18 protein-coding genes are annotated in these 19,483 nt (G+C 41.4%); 6 read left to right on the top strand and 12 right to left on the bottom strand.

The genetic code is table 11. The features are described 5' to 3' along the window. The first annotated feature begins 5 nt into the window (after positions 1-5). From GKD17_RS03575 to GKD17_RS03565, 3 genes are read left to right on the top strand one after another with little or no spacing between them, the layout of a single operon-like run. The gene (locus GKD17_RS03575; protein WP_007845836.1) at positions 6-1,496 is read left to right on the top strand and encodes a RagB/SusD family nutrient uptake outer membrane protein; all 1,491 of its coding nucleotides are present in this window, start codon (positions 6-8) and stop codon (positions 1,494-1,496) included. An 18-nt stretch (positions 1,497-1,514) separates the two neighbouring features. Next, positions 1,515-2,681: a thioredoxin family protein gene (locus tag GKD17_RS03570; RefSeq protein ID WP_007836142.1), complete on the top strand. Its 1,167-nt coding sequence runs from the start codon at positions 1,515-1,517 to the stop codon at positions 2,679-2,681. Between the two features lies 1 nt (position 2,682). Further along, positions 2,683-4,032, top strand: coding sequence for a TlpA family protein disulfide reductase (locus GKD17_RS03565; protein WP_007836144.1), 1,350 nt, complete (start codon positions 2,683-2,685; stop codon positions 4,030-4,032). 197 nt (positions 4,033-4,229) lie between these two features. On the opposite strand, the gene GKD17_RS03560 is transcribed toward GKD17_RS03565, so the two are convergent. The 4 genes from GKD17_RS03560 to GKD17_RS03545 form a co-directional block, all read right to left on the bottom strand. Further along, the gene (locus tag GKD17_RS03560) at positions 4,230-5,465 is read right to left on the bottom strand and encodes a sodium ion-translocating decarboxylase subunit beta (protein ID WP_007836146.1); all 1,236 of its coding nucleotides are present in this window, start codon (positions 5,463-5,465) and stop codon (positions 4,230-4,232) included. Next, positions 5,465-7,327 carry a biotin/lipoyl-containing protein gene (locus tag GKD17_RS03555; protein WP_007836148.1) on the bottom strand — a complete coding sequence of 621 codons (1,863 nt, stop codon included), beginning with the start codon at positions 7,325-7,327 and terminating at the stop codon, positions 5,465-5,467. Before GKD17_RS03555 ends, GKD17_RS03560 begins: the two co-directional genes overlap by 1 nt. 30 nt (positions 7,328-7,357) lie before the next feature. Beyond that, positions 7,358-7,609: an OadG family protein gene (locus GKD17_RS03550; RefSeq protein WP_007836150.1), complete on the bottom strand. Its 252-nt coding sequence runs from the start codon at positions 7,607-7,609 to the stop codon at positions 7,358-7,360. A gap of 268 nt (positions 7,610-7,877) precedes the next feature. Then, positions 7,878-8,378 carry a nitroreductase family protein gene (locus GKD17_RS03545; protein WP_007840726.1) on the bottom strand — a complete coding sequence of 167 codons (501 nt, stop codon included), beginning with the start codon at positions 8,376-8,378 and terminating at the stop codon, positions 7,878-7,880. 62 nt (positions 8,379-8,440) lie between these two features. Between GKD17_RS03545 and GKD17_RS03540 the strand changes: the two genes are divergently transcribed. Further along, a complete protein-coding gene (locus tag GKD17_RS03540; protein ID WP_007836153.1) occupies positions 8,441-9,094 on the top strand; it encodes an HAD family hydrolase in 654 nt (217 codons plus the stop codon). Positions 9,095-9,103: 9 nt separating this feature from the next. Here the strand turns inward: GKD17_RS03540 and pfkA are convergent, their stop codons facing one another. Continuing rightward, positions 9,104-10,084: a 6-phosphofructokinase gene (pfkA, locus tag GKD17_RS03535; RefSeq protein ID WP_005845888.1), complete on the bottom strand. Its 981-nt coding sequence runs from the start codon at positions 10,082-10,084 to the stop codon at positions 9,104-9,106. A gap of 259 nt (positions 10,085-10,343) precedes the next feature. Between pfkA and GKD17_RS03530 the strand changes: the two genes are divergently transcribed. Beyond that, the gene (locus GKD17_RS03530) at positions 10,344-10,784 is read left to right on the top strand and encodes a DoxX family protein (RefSeq protein WP_007836156.1); all 441 of its coding nucleotides are present in this window, start codon (positions 10,344-10,346) and stop codon (positions 10,782-10,784) included. A gap of 5 nt (positions 10,785-10,789) precedes the next feature. Here GKD17_RS03530 and GKD17_RS03525 read toward each other — a convergent pair whose 3' ends face one another. After that, a complete protein-coding gene (locus GKD17_RS03525) occupies positions 10,790-11,785 on the bottom strand; it encodes a DUF4435 domain-containing protein (RefSeq protein ID WP_007836159.1) in 996 nt (331 codons plus the stop codon). Between the two features lie 21 nt (positions 11,786-11,806). Further along, entirely contained in the window at positions 11,807-12,628 is an 822-nt protein-coding gene (locus GKD17_RS03520; protein WP_007836167.1) for an AAA family ATPase, read from the bottom strand. 82 nt (positions 12,629-12,710) lie between these two features. Here GKD17_RS03520 and GKD17_RS03515 point away from each other — a divergent pair, with 82 nt between their 5' ends. Next, a complete protein-coding gene (locus GKD17_RS03515; RefSeq protein ID WP_007836169.1) occupies positions 12,711-13,637 on the top strand; it encodes a DMT family transporter in 927 nt (308 codons plus the stop codon). Between the two features lie 108 nt (positions 13,638-13,745). Here GKD17_RS03515 and GKD17_RS03510 read toward each other — a convergent pair whose 3' ends face one another. The 5 genes from GKD17_RS03510 to GKD17_RS03490 form a co-directional block, all read right to left on the bottom strand. Next, complete coding sequence (locus tag GKD17_RS03510; RefSeq protein WP_007836171.1) at positions 13,746-14,606, bottom strand: SDR family NAD(P)-dependent oxidoreductase; 861 nt, start codon at positions 14,604-14,606, stop codon at positions 13,746-13,748. Continuing rightward, positions 14,603-15,829: an NADH:flavin oxidoreductase gene (locus GKD17_RS03505; protein ID WP_007836172.1), complete on the bottom strand. Its 1,227-nt coding sequence runs from the start codon at positions 15,827-15,829 to the stop codon at positions 14,603-14,605. Before GKD17_RS03505 ends, GKD17_RS03510 begins: the two co-directional genes overlap by 4 nt. A 59-nt stretch (positions 15,830-15,888) precedes the next feature. Next, entirely contained in the window at positions 15,889-16,653 is a 765-nt protein-coding gene (locus tag GKD17_RS03500) for a DUF1295 domain-containing protein (protein ID WP_007836177.1), read from the bottom strand. Positions 16,654-17,060: 407 nt separating this feature from the next. Next, on the bottom strand, positions 17,061-18,626 hold the full coding sequence (locus GKD17_RS03495; RefSeq protein ID WP_007836180.1) for an AAA family ATPase: 1,566 nt from the start codon (positions 18,624-18,626) through the stop codon (positions 17,061-17,063). Further along, on the bottom strand, positions 18,623-19,483 hold the full coding sequence (locus GKD17_RS03490) for a DNA adenine methylase (protein ID WP_007836183.1): 861 nt from the start codon (positions 19,481-19,483) through the stop codon (positions 18,623-18,625). Before GKD17_RS03490 ends, GKD17_RS03495 begins: the two co-directional genes overlap by 4 nt.

The raw sequence follows: 19,483 nt of genomic DNA, 5'->3' as shown, positions 1-19,483 counted from the left end.
ATCGAATGAAAAAATATATATTCTTAGCTTTACTTACAATGGGCGTTTCCTCGTGCCAGTTGGTAGATGTCTTGGACCAAAAGCCCGAATTCGAAGCAGATTTAGACGGCGCCATCACAACACCCGCTGCTGTAGAGTTAGCTTTAAACGGAATCTATTACTCCTTGCCCGGGAATGGGTTCAATGTCATATTTCCTACAGTAAGTGGTTCATTCAAAGCCGGAACCATGTGGCGTCAAGAAATTGTAAGCGCCGGTAATGCCGTTTACTACTCCGAGCGAATGTTGCCTACCCTATCATTCAGTGATGCAACGGAATGGGACGCAGATTACGCTGTAATCAAAAATGCCAACTTCCTGGAAACAGCCTGTAACCGTATGAGTGACGGAGAGTTCTCAGGAAACCGTAGAGCCGAAGTGTTAGGTGAAATAGCCTATTTACGTGCTCTGGCCTACTTCAACGTCTTGGTTCGTTACTGCGAATTTTGGGATATGAACAGTGAATACGGGGTGGTCATGCGCAATGAAGCTCCATCCGTATCCAATGCTTTGAAGGCGCGTAGCTCCGTAGCCGATTCTTATCAATATATTCTGGATCAACTGGAAATAGCGATTGAAAAAGCTCCTGATTGGAAAAAGCTTTCACAAGCTTCTAAAGAAGCAGCCAAGGCATTAAAGGCAAGAGTATTGCTGTATGCAGGAAAATACACAGAAGCGGTAGCAGCAGTCAATGATGCGATTGATACAAATGCTCCATTGCCGGAAGCAAACTACGGTGACGTTTTTGATAAGTTTTCAACAACCAAAGAGATTCTGTTCGCTCGTGTATTCGACCAAAAAGATGCAACCAACACTTCCACCCGCCAGCAATGTTATGGTAACAGCCCCACGAAGAAACAAGGCTATTGGGGGCCCACCAATGAGTATGTGGAACTGGTGGGAGATGATCCTCGCGCCGATGCCATCTTCTCTAAAGTAGACAGTTTGATGGACAGTCGCAGTTCTGCTGTAGCTTATAATTTGAAATCAGTGAAAAAGCTGCTGAATGATGCCAATGACATGCCTGTCATCTTCAGCCGTGTTTCTGAACTTTATCTGATTAAAGCCGAAGCCTTGTATCGTTCGGGAGCCTCTATATCCGAAGCCTACGCACCGATCCGTAAACTACGCGAAAGAGCAGGAGCTGAAATTATTCTTCCAGCCAATAATGAAGAACTGGAAACGGCCATATTCAACGAATGGATGCTGGAACTGTCTTTCGAGAATTGGCATGAATGGTTTGCCATGATCCGTTTTGCAGGATACACAGAGAAACCCGATTTCACCCGTCTGCTTGCCTTGAACAAGACGTTAAGAGAAGCTTTGGAAAAAGAATATGAGAAATCGGAAGCACAAGGAGACAATTATTACCAACGCATCATAGACCGCCGTATTGATGCCATTCCGTCGTCAGAAATCAGTTCTAATCTGGAATGTAAACAAAACCCCGGTTATTAACATATTAAATTCAAAGACATGAAAAAATATATCTTACTCATTTTCGCATGTATCTATGCGATTCACTTAAGTGCCCAGAATGCAGGAATCAATTTCCTGCACGGCACTACTTGGACAGAAGCCGTAGCCAAGGCCAAAGCAGAAAATAAACTGATATTCATTGATTTCTATACCCAATGGTGCGGACCTTGCCTGAATATGGCACAAACCGTATTCTCATTGCCTACAGTGGGTTACTACTATAACCAAACTTTCATCAACCTCAAAATTGATGCTGAAGAAGGTGAAGGAATTACATTAGCCAAGAAATACGGTGTACGCAGTTATCCCACCTATGCATTCATAGATCCTGCTACCGAAGAAATCGTCCATCACAGCAGCAGTCGTCAGACTCCCGAACAGTTTATTCAGACAGGAAAAGACGCAACCGTTCCTACCAAACGTTCTTTTTACCTGCAAGACCAATATACCAAAGGAAACAGGGAGCGTGCTTTTTTAATTGATTACATCAATTATCACTATTCAGTCTATGCACGCAAGAACGTACAGGCCGCTTTTGACGAATTAATAAAAGGAGGCGCCAAACTGACTGATCCGGATGTATGGGAAGTATATGTAAACACCATCAACGGCATGAACCCGTACCTAAAGCAAGTATCAGACAATTATGCAGATTTCTGTCAGCGTTTCGGTAAAAAAAATGTTGATGCCAAACTGGCAAAAGAAACTTCATACGGCGAATTGGCGGAAATTGAAGCCTTATGCAACTATGAAGGAAAAGATTTTAATCTGAAAATGATTCGTATCAATAACGACATCCGGGAACAAAAGTATGAAGCGGCAGCTACCCAGATTGATGCGATGATTGCAGATACCACAATCAACCAACAAGAGTTGATCGGCAGATTGAAATTTATCGCCCGTTTGGGATACAAGGCAGAGGAACTTCCCGAATTCTGGTTCAACAAATGTGTAGGCTATCTGCAATACATTGCTTATAACCAAACAGACAGAGATGATGCTTTCATCCATCAGGAATATGCAGCCGCCTTGGAAATGGTGCTTCGTAAACTGAACGGAAAAGCCCCCATCCCTGCCAGCCTCAGCACAGAACCCGCATACGGAAAGAAAGTCTATAACATGCGTCCCGATGCATTGAAAATGAAACCTAAAAGAAAAAAATAAGATGAGAACTCTAAAATCCATCCTGGTACTTGGCCTTGCGCTGAGTACCTTCACTGCTGCGGAAGCTGCAAAGCTCACTTTTAAGGTCACCAATCCCAATGAGAAGGTCAAAGTTATATTGACTTTCAGCCAAAGTGGCGAACAAAAAGAAGTAGCGATTGACGCCGCAGGAAACGGCAACATAGAAATCACGGGATTCACTCCGCAATATGTAACCATGCAATACACACGCGGACGCCGTACCCTTTATTTGGACCCTAATCAAGACCTTACTTTGTCATTCGACAGTGATAACATGTGGAGAAACACAACCTTTGAAGGAGCAGGCGCCGCTATCAACACCTATCTGGGAAGCAAAGAGCTCCGATCACTCGGCATGCCCGACATGAAAATGCAGGAAGCCGCCCTTATACACAAAGGAGACAGCCTGTATGCAGTCAATTGCCAAGTATTGGAAGCCGCAAAACTTCCAGCCGATTTCACTGCACAGGAAAAAATACGTCTGCAATTCTATACGTATTATTATTTCTCCAAATACGCTTTGTATCATCCTCATTTTGGAAAGGATGACAACTATATTCCTTCCAAAGCATATTATGAGAAACTGGAAGCTATTACTCCGATCAATGCCGGTTTATTAGCGCTGAAAGAATATAAGGCTTTCCTTCCCGATGCTATCAGCGCCTTTAGTAATAAAGGAAAAACGGTTGCATCAAGTTCAACAGAACAATGTGTAAACTACATAGATGCAACCATACAGGATGAAAAGGTTGCAGAATTTCTGATTGACCAATTTGTTTATAACTTTGTAGACAATAACGGACTGGATGAAGCAGACGGACTGATTGTCCTATTCCGCAAACACGTGAAGGATACAAAGTCCATAGAAAAATTCAACGCACTTTGTACCAAGTGGGAAAAATTAAGATCAGGCAATCCCTCAGCAGCTAGCTTCTCCTATCCGGATATAAATGGAAAGACGGTTTCAATGACTGACTTGAAAGGAAAATATATCTATATTGACGTGTGGGCTACCTGGTGTGGTCCTTGCCGTGGAGAACTTCCCGCGTTAAAGGAACTGGAAGAGAAATATGCAGGAAAGGATATTCATTTTGTCAGCCTGTCATGCGACAAGAACAAAAAGGCATGGGAGAACATGGTAACAAAGGAGCAGTTGAAAGGGATCCAGTTACACATGGGAACAGACAGGACCTTTATGGATGCTTACCTCATTAACGGCATTCCCCGTTTTATCCTGCTGGATCGGGATGGTAACATCATCTCTGCTAATATGACACGTCCGTCAGATCCCAAAACAGCAGAGAAGTTCAATGAACTGTTAGGACTATAAAACTCTCTCTTATATTAAACATTAATCGGATGATAGGCTTTCTTCGTGAGGAGAGGGCCTATTCTATTTGTTTTAGCTAGGAGAACGATACAGAGAGAATGAATAAAAAACACGAACTATACAGATTTTACAGTATTGTCTAAAACACCTGTAATTTCCGTATAATTCGTGTCCGAATAATTTAAATACAATGTATTTTATTGTAGGAATGAAATCAGCACACCGGCAGCCACGGCAGAACCGATAACTCCTGAAATGTTACTTGCCATACAATATTGAAGCACATGATTTTTGGAGTCATACTTCAAAGCAATTTCATTAGCCACACGGCTGGCCATGGGCACAGCACTCAAACCTGTAGCACCAATCAGTGGATTGATTTTCTTTTTGGTGAAAAGATTCATCAACTTCACAAACAAGATACCACCGGAAATAGACAAGGCAAACGCCAAGAAACCACCTACCACAATGCCGATAGTAGTCCAGTTCAAAAATGCCTCCGTAGTCATTGTCGCACCGACTGACAACCCCAAGAAGATAGTTGCCGCATTCATGATACTATTTGAAGCTGCATCAAACAAACGTGAAGTATCACTACCTATTTCCTTAATCAAGTTACCAAACATCAACATACCAATCAAAGGCACTGCACTTGGCACAAACAGAGCGACCACCGTAGTCACTACAATCGGAAATACAATCTTCAGCACACGAAGATTCTTGATTTCTACCGAAGAAGGATATTTCTTTTCCTGTTCCTTCATATTGATACTCAATTCTTTCTTCGTACACCAGATTTTCACAACCAACGGAATGATAACGGGTACCAGAGCCATATACGAATAAGCGGCAATGGCAATCGGCCCTAGCAAATGGGGAGCCAGTTTAATAGTGGTAAAGATAGCGGTAGGACCGTCTGCTCCACCAATAATCCCCAATGAAGCCGCTTCTTTCGGAGTGAACCCCATCAAGATAGCTACCAGCAATACAGTGAAAATACCCAACTGTGCAGCTGCTCCGAAAATAGAAAGCCGCAGATTACGCAACATCGGACCAAAGTCTGTCAAAGCACCTACCCCCATAAAAATAATAGGCGGAAGAAAACCGGTCTTAATCAACATGTAGTAGATAAAGTTCATCAGGCCCAAGTCGTGCGCAATTTCGTGCAACGGCATTTCCCAGATGTTCTTCAGTGCTCCATTCACCATTACCATGCCATTCTCATCGGCCTGGACAACCCCCATCTCACCACCGGGAAAGTTAGCCAGCAACACTCCGAAAGCTATCGGAATCAGCAGCAGTGGTTCGTACTTTTTCTTGATACCCAAGTAAAGTAAGATGAACGCAATGGCATACATTATCAAGAATTGCGGCTCAGCAATAATATTGCTGAAAGCAGTCATATCATAAAGTCTTTCAAATATATCTTCCATTATACTATTTTCATTAATACGTCATCCTCTGAAACCGTGTCACCCGAATTAGCGCAAATAGCAGTTATAGTACCGTCATATTCCGCACGGATCGCATTATAGGTCTTCATTGCTTCGACGTAACAAATCACATCACCTTTATTAACCTTTTCACCCACCTTCTTCGGGGTTTCCTGAGCATTCTTTACCAAGAAGAATTTACCTTCCAACGGAGAAAGCACATCTTTCCCTTCACCTACCGGAGCAGGAGCAGTTTGTGCAGGAACTGCACCCGAAGCAGCTGTCAGCATAGCAGGATCTACAGCACCATATGCCACTGTAACACGATAAGGTTGTCCGTTCACATCCACTGTCAGTACTTTTGTTTTGTTTTCAGCTTCGACAGGAATAGTGGCATTCGCCTTCTCCTCACGACGTTTCTTCACATCTGCCAAGAAGTCTTCTTTCGCCTTTCCACTCTTATAAGCTTCATACTGGGCCGGATGCATGGCATACTCAAACAGTTCTTCGTCATCCTGTCCTTTATCCCATTGTTTTTCAAGCATCATCTTACGATATTTTTCCAACTGGTCGGGATAATTGTCCTGAGGATTGCCATCAAAGAACTTGCGGCCTTCACGTTCTGCCTTTTCAATAATTTCAGGGGCCAGTTTACCCGGTAAACGTCCTGCTTTACCCAAAATCATATCCCAAATATCATCGGCAATCATTCCCCAACGTTCCTTACCTTTCTCCATAGCCATTACATTCATCATGGCAAGGTTCTTCACATACTGGCTAAACGGAGTTACCAAAGGAGGATAGCCCACACGCGGCCATACGTAAGCAACTTCATTGAACAGCTTGATCAACAATTCATCCTGGGTCATAAACGGCAGGTTACGTTTTGCCTTATACTTGTTGATAGATTCCAGGTTCGTTTCAAGATCGGCCATCAAACTTCCCATCATGCCGCCCGGTAATCCCGGAGCAATCAGTAAAGAATTCATCAGACGGTTTTTGGGACTGATATATAAACCAAGGAAATCATCCATAAACTCCTGAATCATAGAACGCACTTTCATATACGCTTCCATATTAATTTCGGGCACTTTAAATCCGGCATCTTTCAACATGGCTTGCACACTAATCAAATCAGCATGGCCGGTTCCCCATGACAATGGTTCCATACCTACATCAATATAGTCGCAACCAGCCTGGCATACTTCCAAAATAGAAGCCATATTGAATCCGGGCCCCGCATGAGAGTGATACTGTATAGGAATATTTTTAATCTTCTTGATTCCGGCAACAATCTTTCCCAATGAAACGGGACGTCCGATGCCGGCCATATCTTTGATACAGATTTCATCGGCTCCGGCTTCTATAAGCAGTTTGGCCATATTCACATAATATTCCACAGTATGTACCGGAGAGAAAGTGATACAGAGCGAACATTGTGAAATCATTCCGGCTTCATGAGCATAGCCGATAGAGGGGATAATGTTGCGGACGTCATTCAATCCGCAGAAAGTACGGGTAATATCCGTTCCCTGCGCATGTTTAACCTTATAGAATAATTTACGGACATCTGCCGGAACGGGACTCATACGGAGACCGTTCAACGCACGGTCCAGCATATGGGTCTGGATGCCTGCTTCGTGGAAGGGTTTCGTCCACTCGCGCACAGCTCTATTCGGATTTTCACCAAACAATAAATTTACTTGTTCAAAACCACCACCATTTGTTTCCACACGGGCGAAACAGCCCATTTCAATAATAGCCGGGGCAACCTTAACCAACTGGTCTACACGAGGCACGTACTTACCTGCACTCTGCCACATATCGCGAAAGACCAGACTAAATTTTACTTCTCTTTCCATTTTTGATAAATGTGTTTTTCTTTTTTGGGATTATAACTTCTCAATCTTTATCACCTGACCTTTACCTGCCGTCAAAATCTCAACTGCCGCCTTAATAGCATCCATAGCACCAGTATCTGCCGTAGGTGCTACAGCAGGTGCTTTTTTAGGAGCTTCTTCGGGAGCCACTTTGTTGACAACAGTAATAAGGTACTTGCTTAGATAGATAACGATGAGGAGAATGACAAAGACAGTCGCCATACCGACCACCATCAACATCAATCCAACTCCTATGTTCTCCATAATTTTTAGTGTTATTAATAGTACTTACTACACTCATAGGTTATTCAAAGCCTAAAAAGTGCTCAAATTTAGCCATTTCGGCTTTACTTCTATCATAAATGGAATACAAAATATGCAAAATTATCAGAAAATAAGAAGAGACTAAAAAGAATGAGCTTAAAATCCGGAACAGTCATCAGGCCAAGAGATTAATAGTACCTTCGTCCACTGTAAAAGGAAATTAAATCTGCCTGCCCGATGGCACTCCGAAAGGTGTTTTTGTGATTTTTTAAAGAAGGATTTCATTTAATGGTTTCCGCTTCTTTTCTGTGGGTTCATCCTCCGCATAACCGACCGGAATCAAGACGGCCGGTTCCAAATTTTCAGGCAATCCCAAAACCTCACTGCATCGCGGAGTGTCAAAATTACAAACCCAACAAGTACCCAGTCCTTGTTCGGCAGCAGCCAGACAAAGATGTTCTACTGCAATAGCAATGTCAATATCAGCGTGATCCTTATTATCGGCACGCCGATGCCAAGACTCATTATGATTCACACAAGCCACAATGATACAAGGAGCCGTAGCAAGCCATTCCCGTTTATAACATGAATACAACGTTTTCAGTACGGCCTCATCTGTAACAATACGGAAACGCCATGGTTGAAAATTAACTGCAGACGGTGCAAAACGTACACATTCCATGATATAATCCAACTTTTCAGCCTCAATAGGACGATTGGCATATTTGCGTGCAGAGTAGCGCGCCTTCACTAATTCTAGAAAGTTCATAAGCATTATTATTAGTTTGCATACAAAAATAGTAACTTTGCACCGATAAAAGAAGTACAAATATGAAGAAACTTGTAATATTCGACCTGGACGGCACATTACTGAACACTATTGCCGACCTAGCTGCCGCCACCAACCAAGCCTTACAGTATTATGGCTATCCTACACATGAAATGGAAGCATACCGTTTTTTTGTAGGAAACGGAATCAATAAATTATTTGAGCGTGCTCTGCCTGAAGGGGAGCGTACGGAAGAGAATGTATTAAAGATACGTTCACAATTCATCCCTTATTATGATGAGCACAATGCCGATTTAAGCCGCCCTTATCCCGGTATCTCCGAATTATTAAAAACACTGCAACAGCAAGGGATCATGATAGCGGTCGCCTCCAATAAATACCAAGCAGCTACCCGAAAGTTAATAGCACACTATTTTCCAGAAATAAACTTTGTGGAAGTACTGGGACAACGCGAAGGTATCCCCGCAAAACCCGATCCATCCATCATAAACGAAATCATGACAAAAGCAGGAGTCAAACAGGAAGATATACTTTATGTAGGTGATTCTAATGTAGATATGCAAACAGCGCATCATGCCGGAGTAACAGCTATAGGTGTGGCATGGGGATTCCGGCCGCGCACAGAATTGGAAGCCTTACATCCGGCACATATCATAGAAAAAGCAGAAGAATTACTTCCGCTTCTCCTTTCATGATTATTTTCATTAAATAGATAATTCATCAAGCACCTTGATAAGCGATTTATCAAGGGGCTTGTCTTTTTTAATTGCCTCAGAAAAAGGTACATATACCACCTCATCGTTATGAATGCCAATCATCACGTTGCGCTGCCCTTCCAATATGGCATCAATAGCTCCCGCCCCCAGACGGCTGGCAAGAATACGGTCATAAGCACTAGGCGAACCTCCACGTTGCAAATGCCCTAAAATGGTAACACGCACATCATATTGAGGATATTCTTTCTTGACACGCTCTGCATAATGCATGGCACCTCCGTCTTTCGGACTCTCGGAAACAATAACAATACTGCTATTCTTTGTCTTACGAAAACCGCGCCCGATAAATTTCTCCAATTGATCCACATCCGTACGATCTTCAGGAATAATCGCTGCCTCAGCACCAGAAGCAATGGCACTGTTTTGAGCCAGAAAACCGGCATCACGTCCCATCACTTCCACAAAGAATATACGGTCGTGAGAGGTTGCCGTATCACGGATTTTATCCACACATTCCACAATCGTATTTAAAGCCGTATCGTAACCTATGGTAAAGTCAGTACCATAAAGATCATTATCTATTGTACCAGGTAACCCGATACAAGGCACATCATATTCTTCCGCAAAAATCCGGGCTCCTGTAATAGAACCATTTCCACCTATAATCACCAAAGCATCAATTCCTTCTCGCTGCATAGTATCGTATGCTTTCTTGCGTCCTTCTACTGTTTGGAATTCAGCAGAACGGGCTGTCTTCAACATCGTTCCTCCACGTTGAATAACACTGCTCACATCCTGGGTGGTCAGTTCCTTCACTTCTCCATTAATCAGCCCTTCATATCCTCTATAAATACCCTTCACTTTAAATCCGTTACAAATTGCACTCCGGGTTACCGCACGGATAGCGGCATTCATGCCAGAAGCATCCCCTCCGGATGTCAGCACTCCAATACATTTAATTGTTTTCATATATTCGTATGTTAGCTTTTATCGTTACCTAAGGTACGACAAACATTATACCATATAGAACTAATATTTATTATAATTGTTCTTTTTTTATTCCTTTTGCACGAAGTCCTGACATTCGTTTCAAGAGTTTTTCTACAATAAAAAATTAATATGAGCGAATCAACCATCTCCAAAGAAACAAACAGTGAATGATTTGAACATTTCACCCTTTTGTTACGTTTATATAAATATAGTATAAACAAAAAAATAAAAACGTATTATGTCAGTCATTTATAAATTCTTATTTCCATCCAAGCCCGATGGCACTGCTATGTCACTTCTGATATTAGCTTTACGAATCCTGTTTGGTATTTTACTCATGTCGCACGGTGTACAGAAATGGGCCAACTACGATGTCATGTCCGGCAGTTTTCCCGATCCTTTAGGAATAGGCAGCCAACTTTCACTGGTACTGGCTATTTTTGGTGAAATGGTTTGTTCGATGGCTTTCATTTTCGGATTCCTTTATCGCTTGGCAATGCTTCCGATGATCTTCACCATGTGTATCGCATTCTTTGTTGTTCATGGTTCTGATCCTTTCGCCGTTAAAGAATTAGCCTTTATTTATCTGGTAGTATTCATATTATTGTATATAGCAGGACCGGGTAAATTCTCACTAGATCATTTCATAGCCAAAGCACTTGCCTCCCATAAGAAATAACCGATTCAGATATGTTTCAAGAAACGTTCTATATCTGCTTCCAATTTTTTATAAAGAGGTGATAACTTATAGCTGGTATGTTTGCGGAGTACAATGTCTACTCCCAACTGCCGGCGCTGATAGCTGGTCAGTTCATTATGAAACTGCATATTATGCTCTGCCAGTTCTTTAATCTCCGTTTCACGTTCACGGCGTAACACATTGCAGACAGGTACTAACAATCTCATCACTACACTATCCATAATGTGATGTCCTTGAATAAACATATAGGTATTGTCCTCATTCACTCCCAATTTGGCAAATTCCCGCTTCATCGCCTCTATTTCCTCCAAGGCTTTCGGATGGCGGCGTTCCAGTTCCAATAATTTACGCCTCACCCTGCGGCTCATACTCTCTAAACTCCGTTCAGGATGATAGACACTGACTCTATCCAATTTCACATACGAACAGAAGTCAAGCAAAGAAAATTCGGAAAGATTATGTTTTCTATAAAACCACACCGACCAAATGAACAACGGATAAGCTATTTGGGAATACATACGCATAAAAGCGACAAAATCCACCAACGGATGGTCATTCAACGTTGCCATGACACAAACCTCATGCAATGCTTCAGCATAACACTGATAGTTTTCTATAGCATATGCATAGGTATGAAAAACATATTTGTTATTTATAATATAACGTGAAGTATGGGTAGCCCCCTGTAACAGATAGTCATAATCACTATCTACACAAGCTATCATATTTTGTCCCAACTGAGGTCCCAGTTCATTCATCAGCACAGACTTCTTACCTTTAGCCAAAGTGGTTTTCGAAGGAAGCATCACTTCGAAATAACGAGTTTCATTTTCGTATTCACCTAACAAGGTACGCCAGAATGAAATATCATCATAGCTCTCAACGTATGCAATAATCTTGCGTCGCGAACATTTAGGTTTCAATTTGTTGGCCGCACCAATATATAAGGAGGACAGATTCTCGGACAATCTTTTTCCCATAGTATCGTCGTTAGAAATTGTTTATTTTGTAATATCACTCACCTCGGTCACTGCATCCAGCCAGCCATCCATAATCACAGCAGGCGAATGAGTTGTCAACACAATCTGTACATTAGGATTCAATTGCCGTATCAATGAAATAAGGCGTTGCTGCCATTCCACATGCAAGGATACTTCAGGTTCATCCATAAACAGGACTCCCCGACGGTTGTCTTGTACCAGAACCGTCAGCAAGATAACCAAAATCTGCTTCTCACCGGAAGACAGTTGATAAGGATAAAGTATATCTCCATCCTGTTCAAACAAAATCTCATTACTTTTACGAATGATTTTTTTACCGGTTTCACCAAACAAGTCATCCATCAAATCCTGGAATTTTGTCTTGGGGTAAGACATTTCGGCAGCACGAAGCTGACCGTCAGGGCCACCGGAAGTAAGGCACTCAATAATGCGGTTACCAATATTTACCTGATAATCCAAATAACGCCGCTGCAATTGATAAAGTTGCCAATCCAGTTCTGTCTTAACATTCTTATCCGCCATCTTTTCGAGAAGTTCCGAATGAATCAACGGACGGTCAAAACTACGGATTACATCAAAGTGTATCAGGGTCGCATCTTCCGGAGAAAAGACAAAATGTACCCCGGGAGTCGAACCGTTACTCAACGCTCCGCCTTCCAAAGCCGTCAGACTGTTCACAGATCTGTTCAGGATAGTGCTCTTGCCGATACCATTCACTCCGCTCAGAATATTGACATCCGGACGCAGTTCCCATGAGATATCTTTACGGCCCCAAAGCCGCTTTATCTCAATACGTTTTATATAATCAGCTTGTTTTTTCATTTTTGATAGATTTACTTATAAGCAAAGATAGAAAATATAAAAAAAACCTCCTACATTTGCACTGTTATTTAAGGTAAAAAGAATGGCTATTCAAAAGTACAAAGGACATTTGGCATTGCTAGGCGCTGCCATAATGTGGGGATTGATGTCCCCAATTGGTAAAACGGCGTTAGAAAACGGTATTTCAGGTCTTTCCCTCGCTACATTTCGAATGACAGGAGGTGCTATCTGTTTTTGGATAGCTTCTATTTTCGCTCCTAAAGAACAAGTAAAGCCGCACGACTTGATGATGTTGTTCTTTGCAGGATTATTGGGTATCGTCCTGAATCAGGGATGTTTCACTTTCGGACTATCACTGACTTCCCCCATCGATGCTTCCATTGTAACAACCACAGCCCCTATCGCTACTATGATTGTCGCTGCCATTTATCTGAAAGAACCGGTTACAGGGAAAAAAGTGATTGGCATTTTTCTAGGTTCCATCGGAGCCTTGACACTCATATTAAGCAGTCAAGGCTCAACAGATGGAAAAGGCGGAAGTATTCCCGGAGATTTGCTTTGCCTGTTGGCACAAATCAGTTTCTCATTCTATCTGGCTATTTTTAAAGGACTGATCAGCAGATACAACATATTTACTTTAATGAAATGGATGTTCACCTATGCAGCCATCTGCTTTATTCCATTTTCCTATCATGAGGTCTCGACCATACATTTTCACGAAATTTCCACTTCTACATGGGCCTGCGTAGCCTACGTCATTGTAGGTGGAACATTCCTTGCCTATATTCTGATGATGATCGGACAGAAAACATTGCGCCCTACTGTCATCAGTATGTACAACTATGTGCAGCCTATCGTAGGAACCAGTGTCTCTATCTTGTTAGGAATGGGAACCTTCGGCATTGCCAAAGGAATAGCTGTGGCACTGGTATTCACGGGAGTTTATATTGTGACTCAAAGTAAAAGCCGTGAACAGATGCTGGCTGAACAAGCAGCCAAGAAAGAATAACCTCAACTACACTGCAATCCGAAACCAGACACTCTTCACCGACCATAAAAGCCGTATCCACTCTACTTTTAAGTAATGATACGGCTTTTTATGTATTTAAAGGAATTCTCAGACAATTGGCTCCTCCAATTTCAGTTTCTCCAAATATGCTTTCGTATCCGCCCAAAGCTGTCTTGCCTGTGGATGATTCATAAACTTATCCTTTACTTTTTTAGGCTTGCAAGAAGCGAACATTTGCCCTGTAACTTCTTTCCATCGATCATCCAAAAGCAAACTGACAGCTGTCGCGGCTCCTTGCTTCGGAGTACGGATACAAGGACGGAACAGTATGTCAGTCAACGGGTCAAACCACATATCCATACGGATGATATTGGTAGAAACAATACCAGGATCGGCAGCATTGACAGTAATTCCTTCTGTTTTCAGCCTTTCAGAAAGTTCACGGGTAAAAAGCCACAAAGCCAATTTTGTATTACTGTAAACAGGGATACGCCAAAAACTGCCTCTTTTTCCACGAATCAAAAATTCAGGAGTAATCTTCCCTATGGAATACGTGCAAGAAACCATGTTCACAATCCGGGTTCCTTGTCCCATCAGAGGCAATAATTTCAAAGTCAGTAAAAAAGGGGCCACATAATTCACAGCTACCGTATATTCCAAACCATCCTCCGTTGTAATCAAACCGCCGGAACTCATTGTTCCCGCATTGTTCATCAGTAAATCGATATGCTTTCCGCGCCCCAACAAGTCGTCCGCGATATTAGTCACAGAAGCCATGGAAGAAAGGTCAACTTGTCTGACTTCTATCTCTTTATTGCCAGTTTCCAAAATCAACTGGTTCTTACGCTCCTCTCCTTTAAAAAGAGTGTAACACAACATTATTACATGATAGCCGGCCTGTGCTACCGCACGGGTTATTTCAGTACCCATTCCTCCATCGGCACCGGTTATTATGGCTAATTTACTCATTGGTTCTCTAATTTTTCTATTTCACGTTCCAAGCAAAGGGGTAATTTCTCTTCCAGATGTTTGTGACATGCCATATCAATAGTGTACATTCTCGCAATACAATAATTACTATGACCGCAATTGCAACGAGCCTTTTCTTCAGTCCGCAACCGATTCACAAAACCAGGTTCATTCAGCAACGCCCTTCCCATCTGTACAAATTCAAAACCATCATCCAATACCTCATCTATCTTTTCACGAGATACCAGCCCTCCCACATATACTAACGGAATTTCCTTTATTTCTGTTCTGAATCTTAACGCATCTTCCAAGAAATAAGCCTCTTTAAAAGGTACTGTCGGAATCATCCATTTACCTACCATACGTACCCCATATTTCAGCCACCAGCAGCTCATATAATGTGTCATACTTTTTATAGGCATCGCTCCCCGCATGACATACATAGGCGCTTTGCTTACAAAGCCTCCGCTCAGCACCAACGCATGAGCCCCATCTTGTACCAACCGTTTCGCTACCTGCACAGCTTCATCTATTTCCATGCCGCCTTTAAAACCGTCACGCATATTGGTTTTTACCAGAACGGCCATGTCATTACCTGCGGCACGCATCACTTCCTCCATTACCATATCCATAAAGCGCATACGGTTCTCCAACGAGCCACCGAACTCGTCCTTACGATGATTGGTGTAAGGTGAAAGAAACTGACTGATAAGATAGCCATGCCCCGCATGTATCTCCACCGCGTCAAATCCGGCCTCACGTGCCCAGTTGACCGACTGACCGTATGCCTTTGCCATCTGCGGCAGTTCCTCCTTGCGCAAGCCACGCACGAAAGTAGGCGAATAAAGATTAAAACCGGAAGAAGCTCCTACGGGTGTTACCCCACAAATACTTTTGTGCGACATATTTCCACAATGTCCCAACTGAATACTTGCAGCAGCTCCTTCTTTATGAACCGCATCGGTTATTTCCCTTAATCCCGGTATAATTTCAGGGCGCATCCACAATTGCCTGTCGAAAGAAAGGCCACTCTGTGTAACAGCTGCATAAGCAATAGTAGTCATTCCCACTCCACCTGCTGCCACCGAACAGTGATAATCCTTCAATTGCCGGGACGGCGCATTGCCCGGACACATGCTCTCAAAAGCAGCCGAACGAATCGTACGGTTACGCAAAGTCAGCGGCCCGATAGAGGCGGGAGTAAATAATTTAGAGTTCATCATTCATATGTTATGTTTCGCTTTCATCATTTCCTGAAACAGAAACGATATACTATTCAAATTCAATAAATAAAAGGAATCATTCTTTTCTTTTTTCCTACCGCATCCTTACCAAACTCTTCCCGGTAACGGTTACGGATGGAATTAGCACGTGGAGCCAGATTAGCAAACGTCCACAGTACAAACACCCATGCAGCAGGCGAACAAGTGAGTACGGCAAACCCTATCCATTCCACCAACTCGCCAAAATAGTTGCCCGAAGTGACATATCGGTACATTCCCTTCTGCGGCAAATAATGACGTGTATCGCCCGGTTTACGTAAATGGCGGATCACACTGTCGGAATGTAGATTAATGCCCATCCCTATAAAGAACAAAATGATCCCAAACCAAAAAGAAGGAGTACTGAGCCAGGCATCTGTATAGAGTCCTTCCGGAGCCAGATAGAACAACCATTCGCCCTGCATCAGTCCGTTCAGGACATTAAAGACCACTCCCATCAACATAATGGCAAGGGGCATCCGGCTCTTTCCTTTCATCAGGAAAGGGAAGATAAAAGAGCGCTGGAAATAATGTAATTCAAAAAGAAGAAAAAAGAGGAAAGGAGCGGCATCAAAACGCACGCTGCTGTTCCACCACAGATAAAGCATTACAAGGAATACAGGCGCTTCCATCAGCACCCAACCTAATTTATTGTTCACTGAAAGTCCCCATTTCGGGGTGTGGAATATACCATAACCGGCACGTACATAATAGAGGGCTACAAATACAATCACCGCAAGTGCGGACATTGCCAATAGCAAAAATTCAAAAGTCTGTTGTCCCATACTCGTTCCTCCCTGTATTAAATTTAGTAAGTCACTAACAAATTTAAGGGAAAAATCAGAGGAAAGCAACAATTAAGAGATTTTTTGCAAGAAAAGGATACGATTTTTATCGCAGAGAAGGCTTTACTTAGAGAGGAATGTACTATTTTCTACAGGTTTTCCATTGATTTCCGACTTCCCTCCCCCGCCAATCATCAAAGTACCATCACGTTGCATTTCAGCATCAGACATATACAGGAAGCTCGTAACGCCATTAGCAAACTGGACATGCTTTTTTATTGTACCCAGACTTAGACACAGAAAAAAGAGTTGGGATAAGATCGTACATAAAATGTACCTAGATTTTATATCAAGCAATTTCATGACTAAACTTTCGGTGTCCACAATGAAGTGTGGACACCGAAAGTTTAGTCATGGATATACTGTTTAATCATATTGTCAAAATTTGTTCTAAACTCTTGTGCCTCCTCAGAAATTGAACTTAAAAAAGGATTAAGGACTTTACAACCGTTTCGCCCCCAATATTCTAATTGGCTATTAAACCATTTTTTTGCATTTTGGCGCCCCAGTTCACCTCCTGCATTTATTTGTTCCATGGAATACTCTCGGAAACAGAATTGTTTTGTGTACCCATCTGCAATCTTAGACCATAATGGGTCTACATCAGATAGATTATACAAATAAGAGGCCAATAGTCTTTCTGGAGACTTATTTCCCGGTAAAATCAAAATGTTATCTGCATTGTTGATTTTCCTGAGATCATTTTTATTCATTCTAACATCCCCATCTAATATAACAATAGAATATGGATATATAAAAGCAGGCACTCTTTTGGTTACAAGTTCCATTAATGTTGAACATGGTAATGTTACATCCACAAAATCCAACACAAAAGCCTTGCTCTTTAAAATAGCTTTTACAAATAAGATATTTTCCTTGTCTTCCGTATATGCTGTAATTCTGTTTTTCTTGCGATTATTTCCTTCTGCAACAACATTTAAATCCAATTGAATGCCTTTGAAGTTCACGCCCTGTTTAATTGCAATCTTATCATCAACCTTCTTAAGGTAAAGGATCTTTGCTTGATTGGCTGTTTCTTCTTTTTTAGTTACTTCTTGAACTAAATCATCCATTGCCTTAAGAAGAGACATTGAATGAGTTGTAAATAAAATTTGCAAATTCAACTTAGATGCATATTTGCGCAAAACCTTTAACAACTCTACTTGGGATGCGGGATACATTGTTGCATCCATCTCATCAATGGCCAAAATACCGCCTTTGTATTGTCGGGGATATTTGTCATGTAATCTTTTAAAAGAAAATAACGCCAAGATAATTTTACCTAAATTATCTTGCCCCATAGAGTTTTGATTCCAATCGTATAGTTCTGTGGATACACCTATAGATTGCTTGTTTTTTGATGTGATTGTTGTTGCGGAAGAAATGGGAGTTTGTGCTATTAGAATTTTATTATGCAATTGCTTAAACTCATTTAGTTCTTCTTGCGTTAATAATGTATCATCTGTAATGATTTTAGCTTCCTCTGCCACTGGAACTAATCGCTTTAGACTTAAAAAGATTGTGGGGAAGGAAATGTATCCATCTCCTTCTTGCCTAGCTCCTTTTTTCCAAAAACGGACATTAGGATCTCCTGTTCGTTTGATACTTTCAACAGTAAAATCATCCATTCCTGCATCAAAGGAAATAGTCCATTCATGACCTTTTGGTTTATCAAAAGTAGGTGATAACCTAAACTTATCTTTGAATGCGGAAATATAACTACCACCACACAAGGGCTTTTCAACTCTCATAGAATCTTCTGTCTTAAGAGTGAAAGTTTGTGTTATAATACCAAGTAATGTTGACTTTTGAGTTCCGTTTTGCCCTGCAATTGCTGTTAACAAAGAGCCTACTTCAAAATCTTCATTTTGAAATCCTCGAAATCTTTCGATATGAATGTGCGTTATTTTCACTTTGTAGAATGGTTAAATAGTTTGTGTTTGGGGATAACTATGCCATCGCAAAATACCATTATCTCTTTACCTTTCCCGGAATTACTCGCACTATAATTCAATTCAAAACATTGCTGTCTATATTTTGAATATAGGCTGGTTATGAATGGTACATTATCATAAGAGACAATCCACTTACAATTTGCAATCTCACTTATAGTGTTAGCTATATTTTGATGATCTGTATCATTATAGTAATTCAGATAAAGTCCTTTACCTTTTACATAGTATGGTGGGTCTAAATAAAATAACGTATTATACGGTAATTCATTTTTTAACCGTTGTACTAAAGAAACAGCATCTTCATTTGTTAAATGGATTCTATCTGCATAATCTGCTATACGTTGAATCCTTTTTATCAAATCTTCTTTGTTGAATCTTGCATCAATCTTATAATTTCCAGTTTGGTCATAACCGCCAATGACTCCTGCTTTCAAGATTCCTGAGCGATTAGTCCTATTCAAGAAGAATGTAGAAAAGCCTAATTCTAACAAGTCAGAATTCTCTTTATTGGATTGAATTTCTTTTTGTTTAAACCAAGTTTCAACATTTAAAGGGGTATCCTTTATCATCTTGCAGAGAGCATCCACGTTATTTAAGGCACTATACCAAAAGGCATAAATAGATATATCCTTATCATTTATATGTATGTCGCTGACATATTCATTAAAGAGCAAAGATAATGCAACGGAACCACCTCCAACATATGGTTCAACATAAGTGCCATCGAGCAATGCGTTTTCTTTGATTAAGCATTGTACGAAATCAGCAACTTTAGCCTTACCGCCAGGGTATCTTAAAGGTGATAGAAATTCCAT

Origin of the sequence: Phocaeicola dorei (assembly GCF_013009555.1) — a bacterium.
Taxonomy (GTDB): Bacteria; Bacteroidota; Bacteroidia; order Bacteroidales; family Bacteroidaceae; genus Phocaeicola; species Phocaeicola dorei.
Note: the sequence above shows the minus strand (reverse complement) of the source record. Positions and strands in the feature narration are given on the sequence as shown.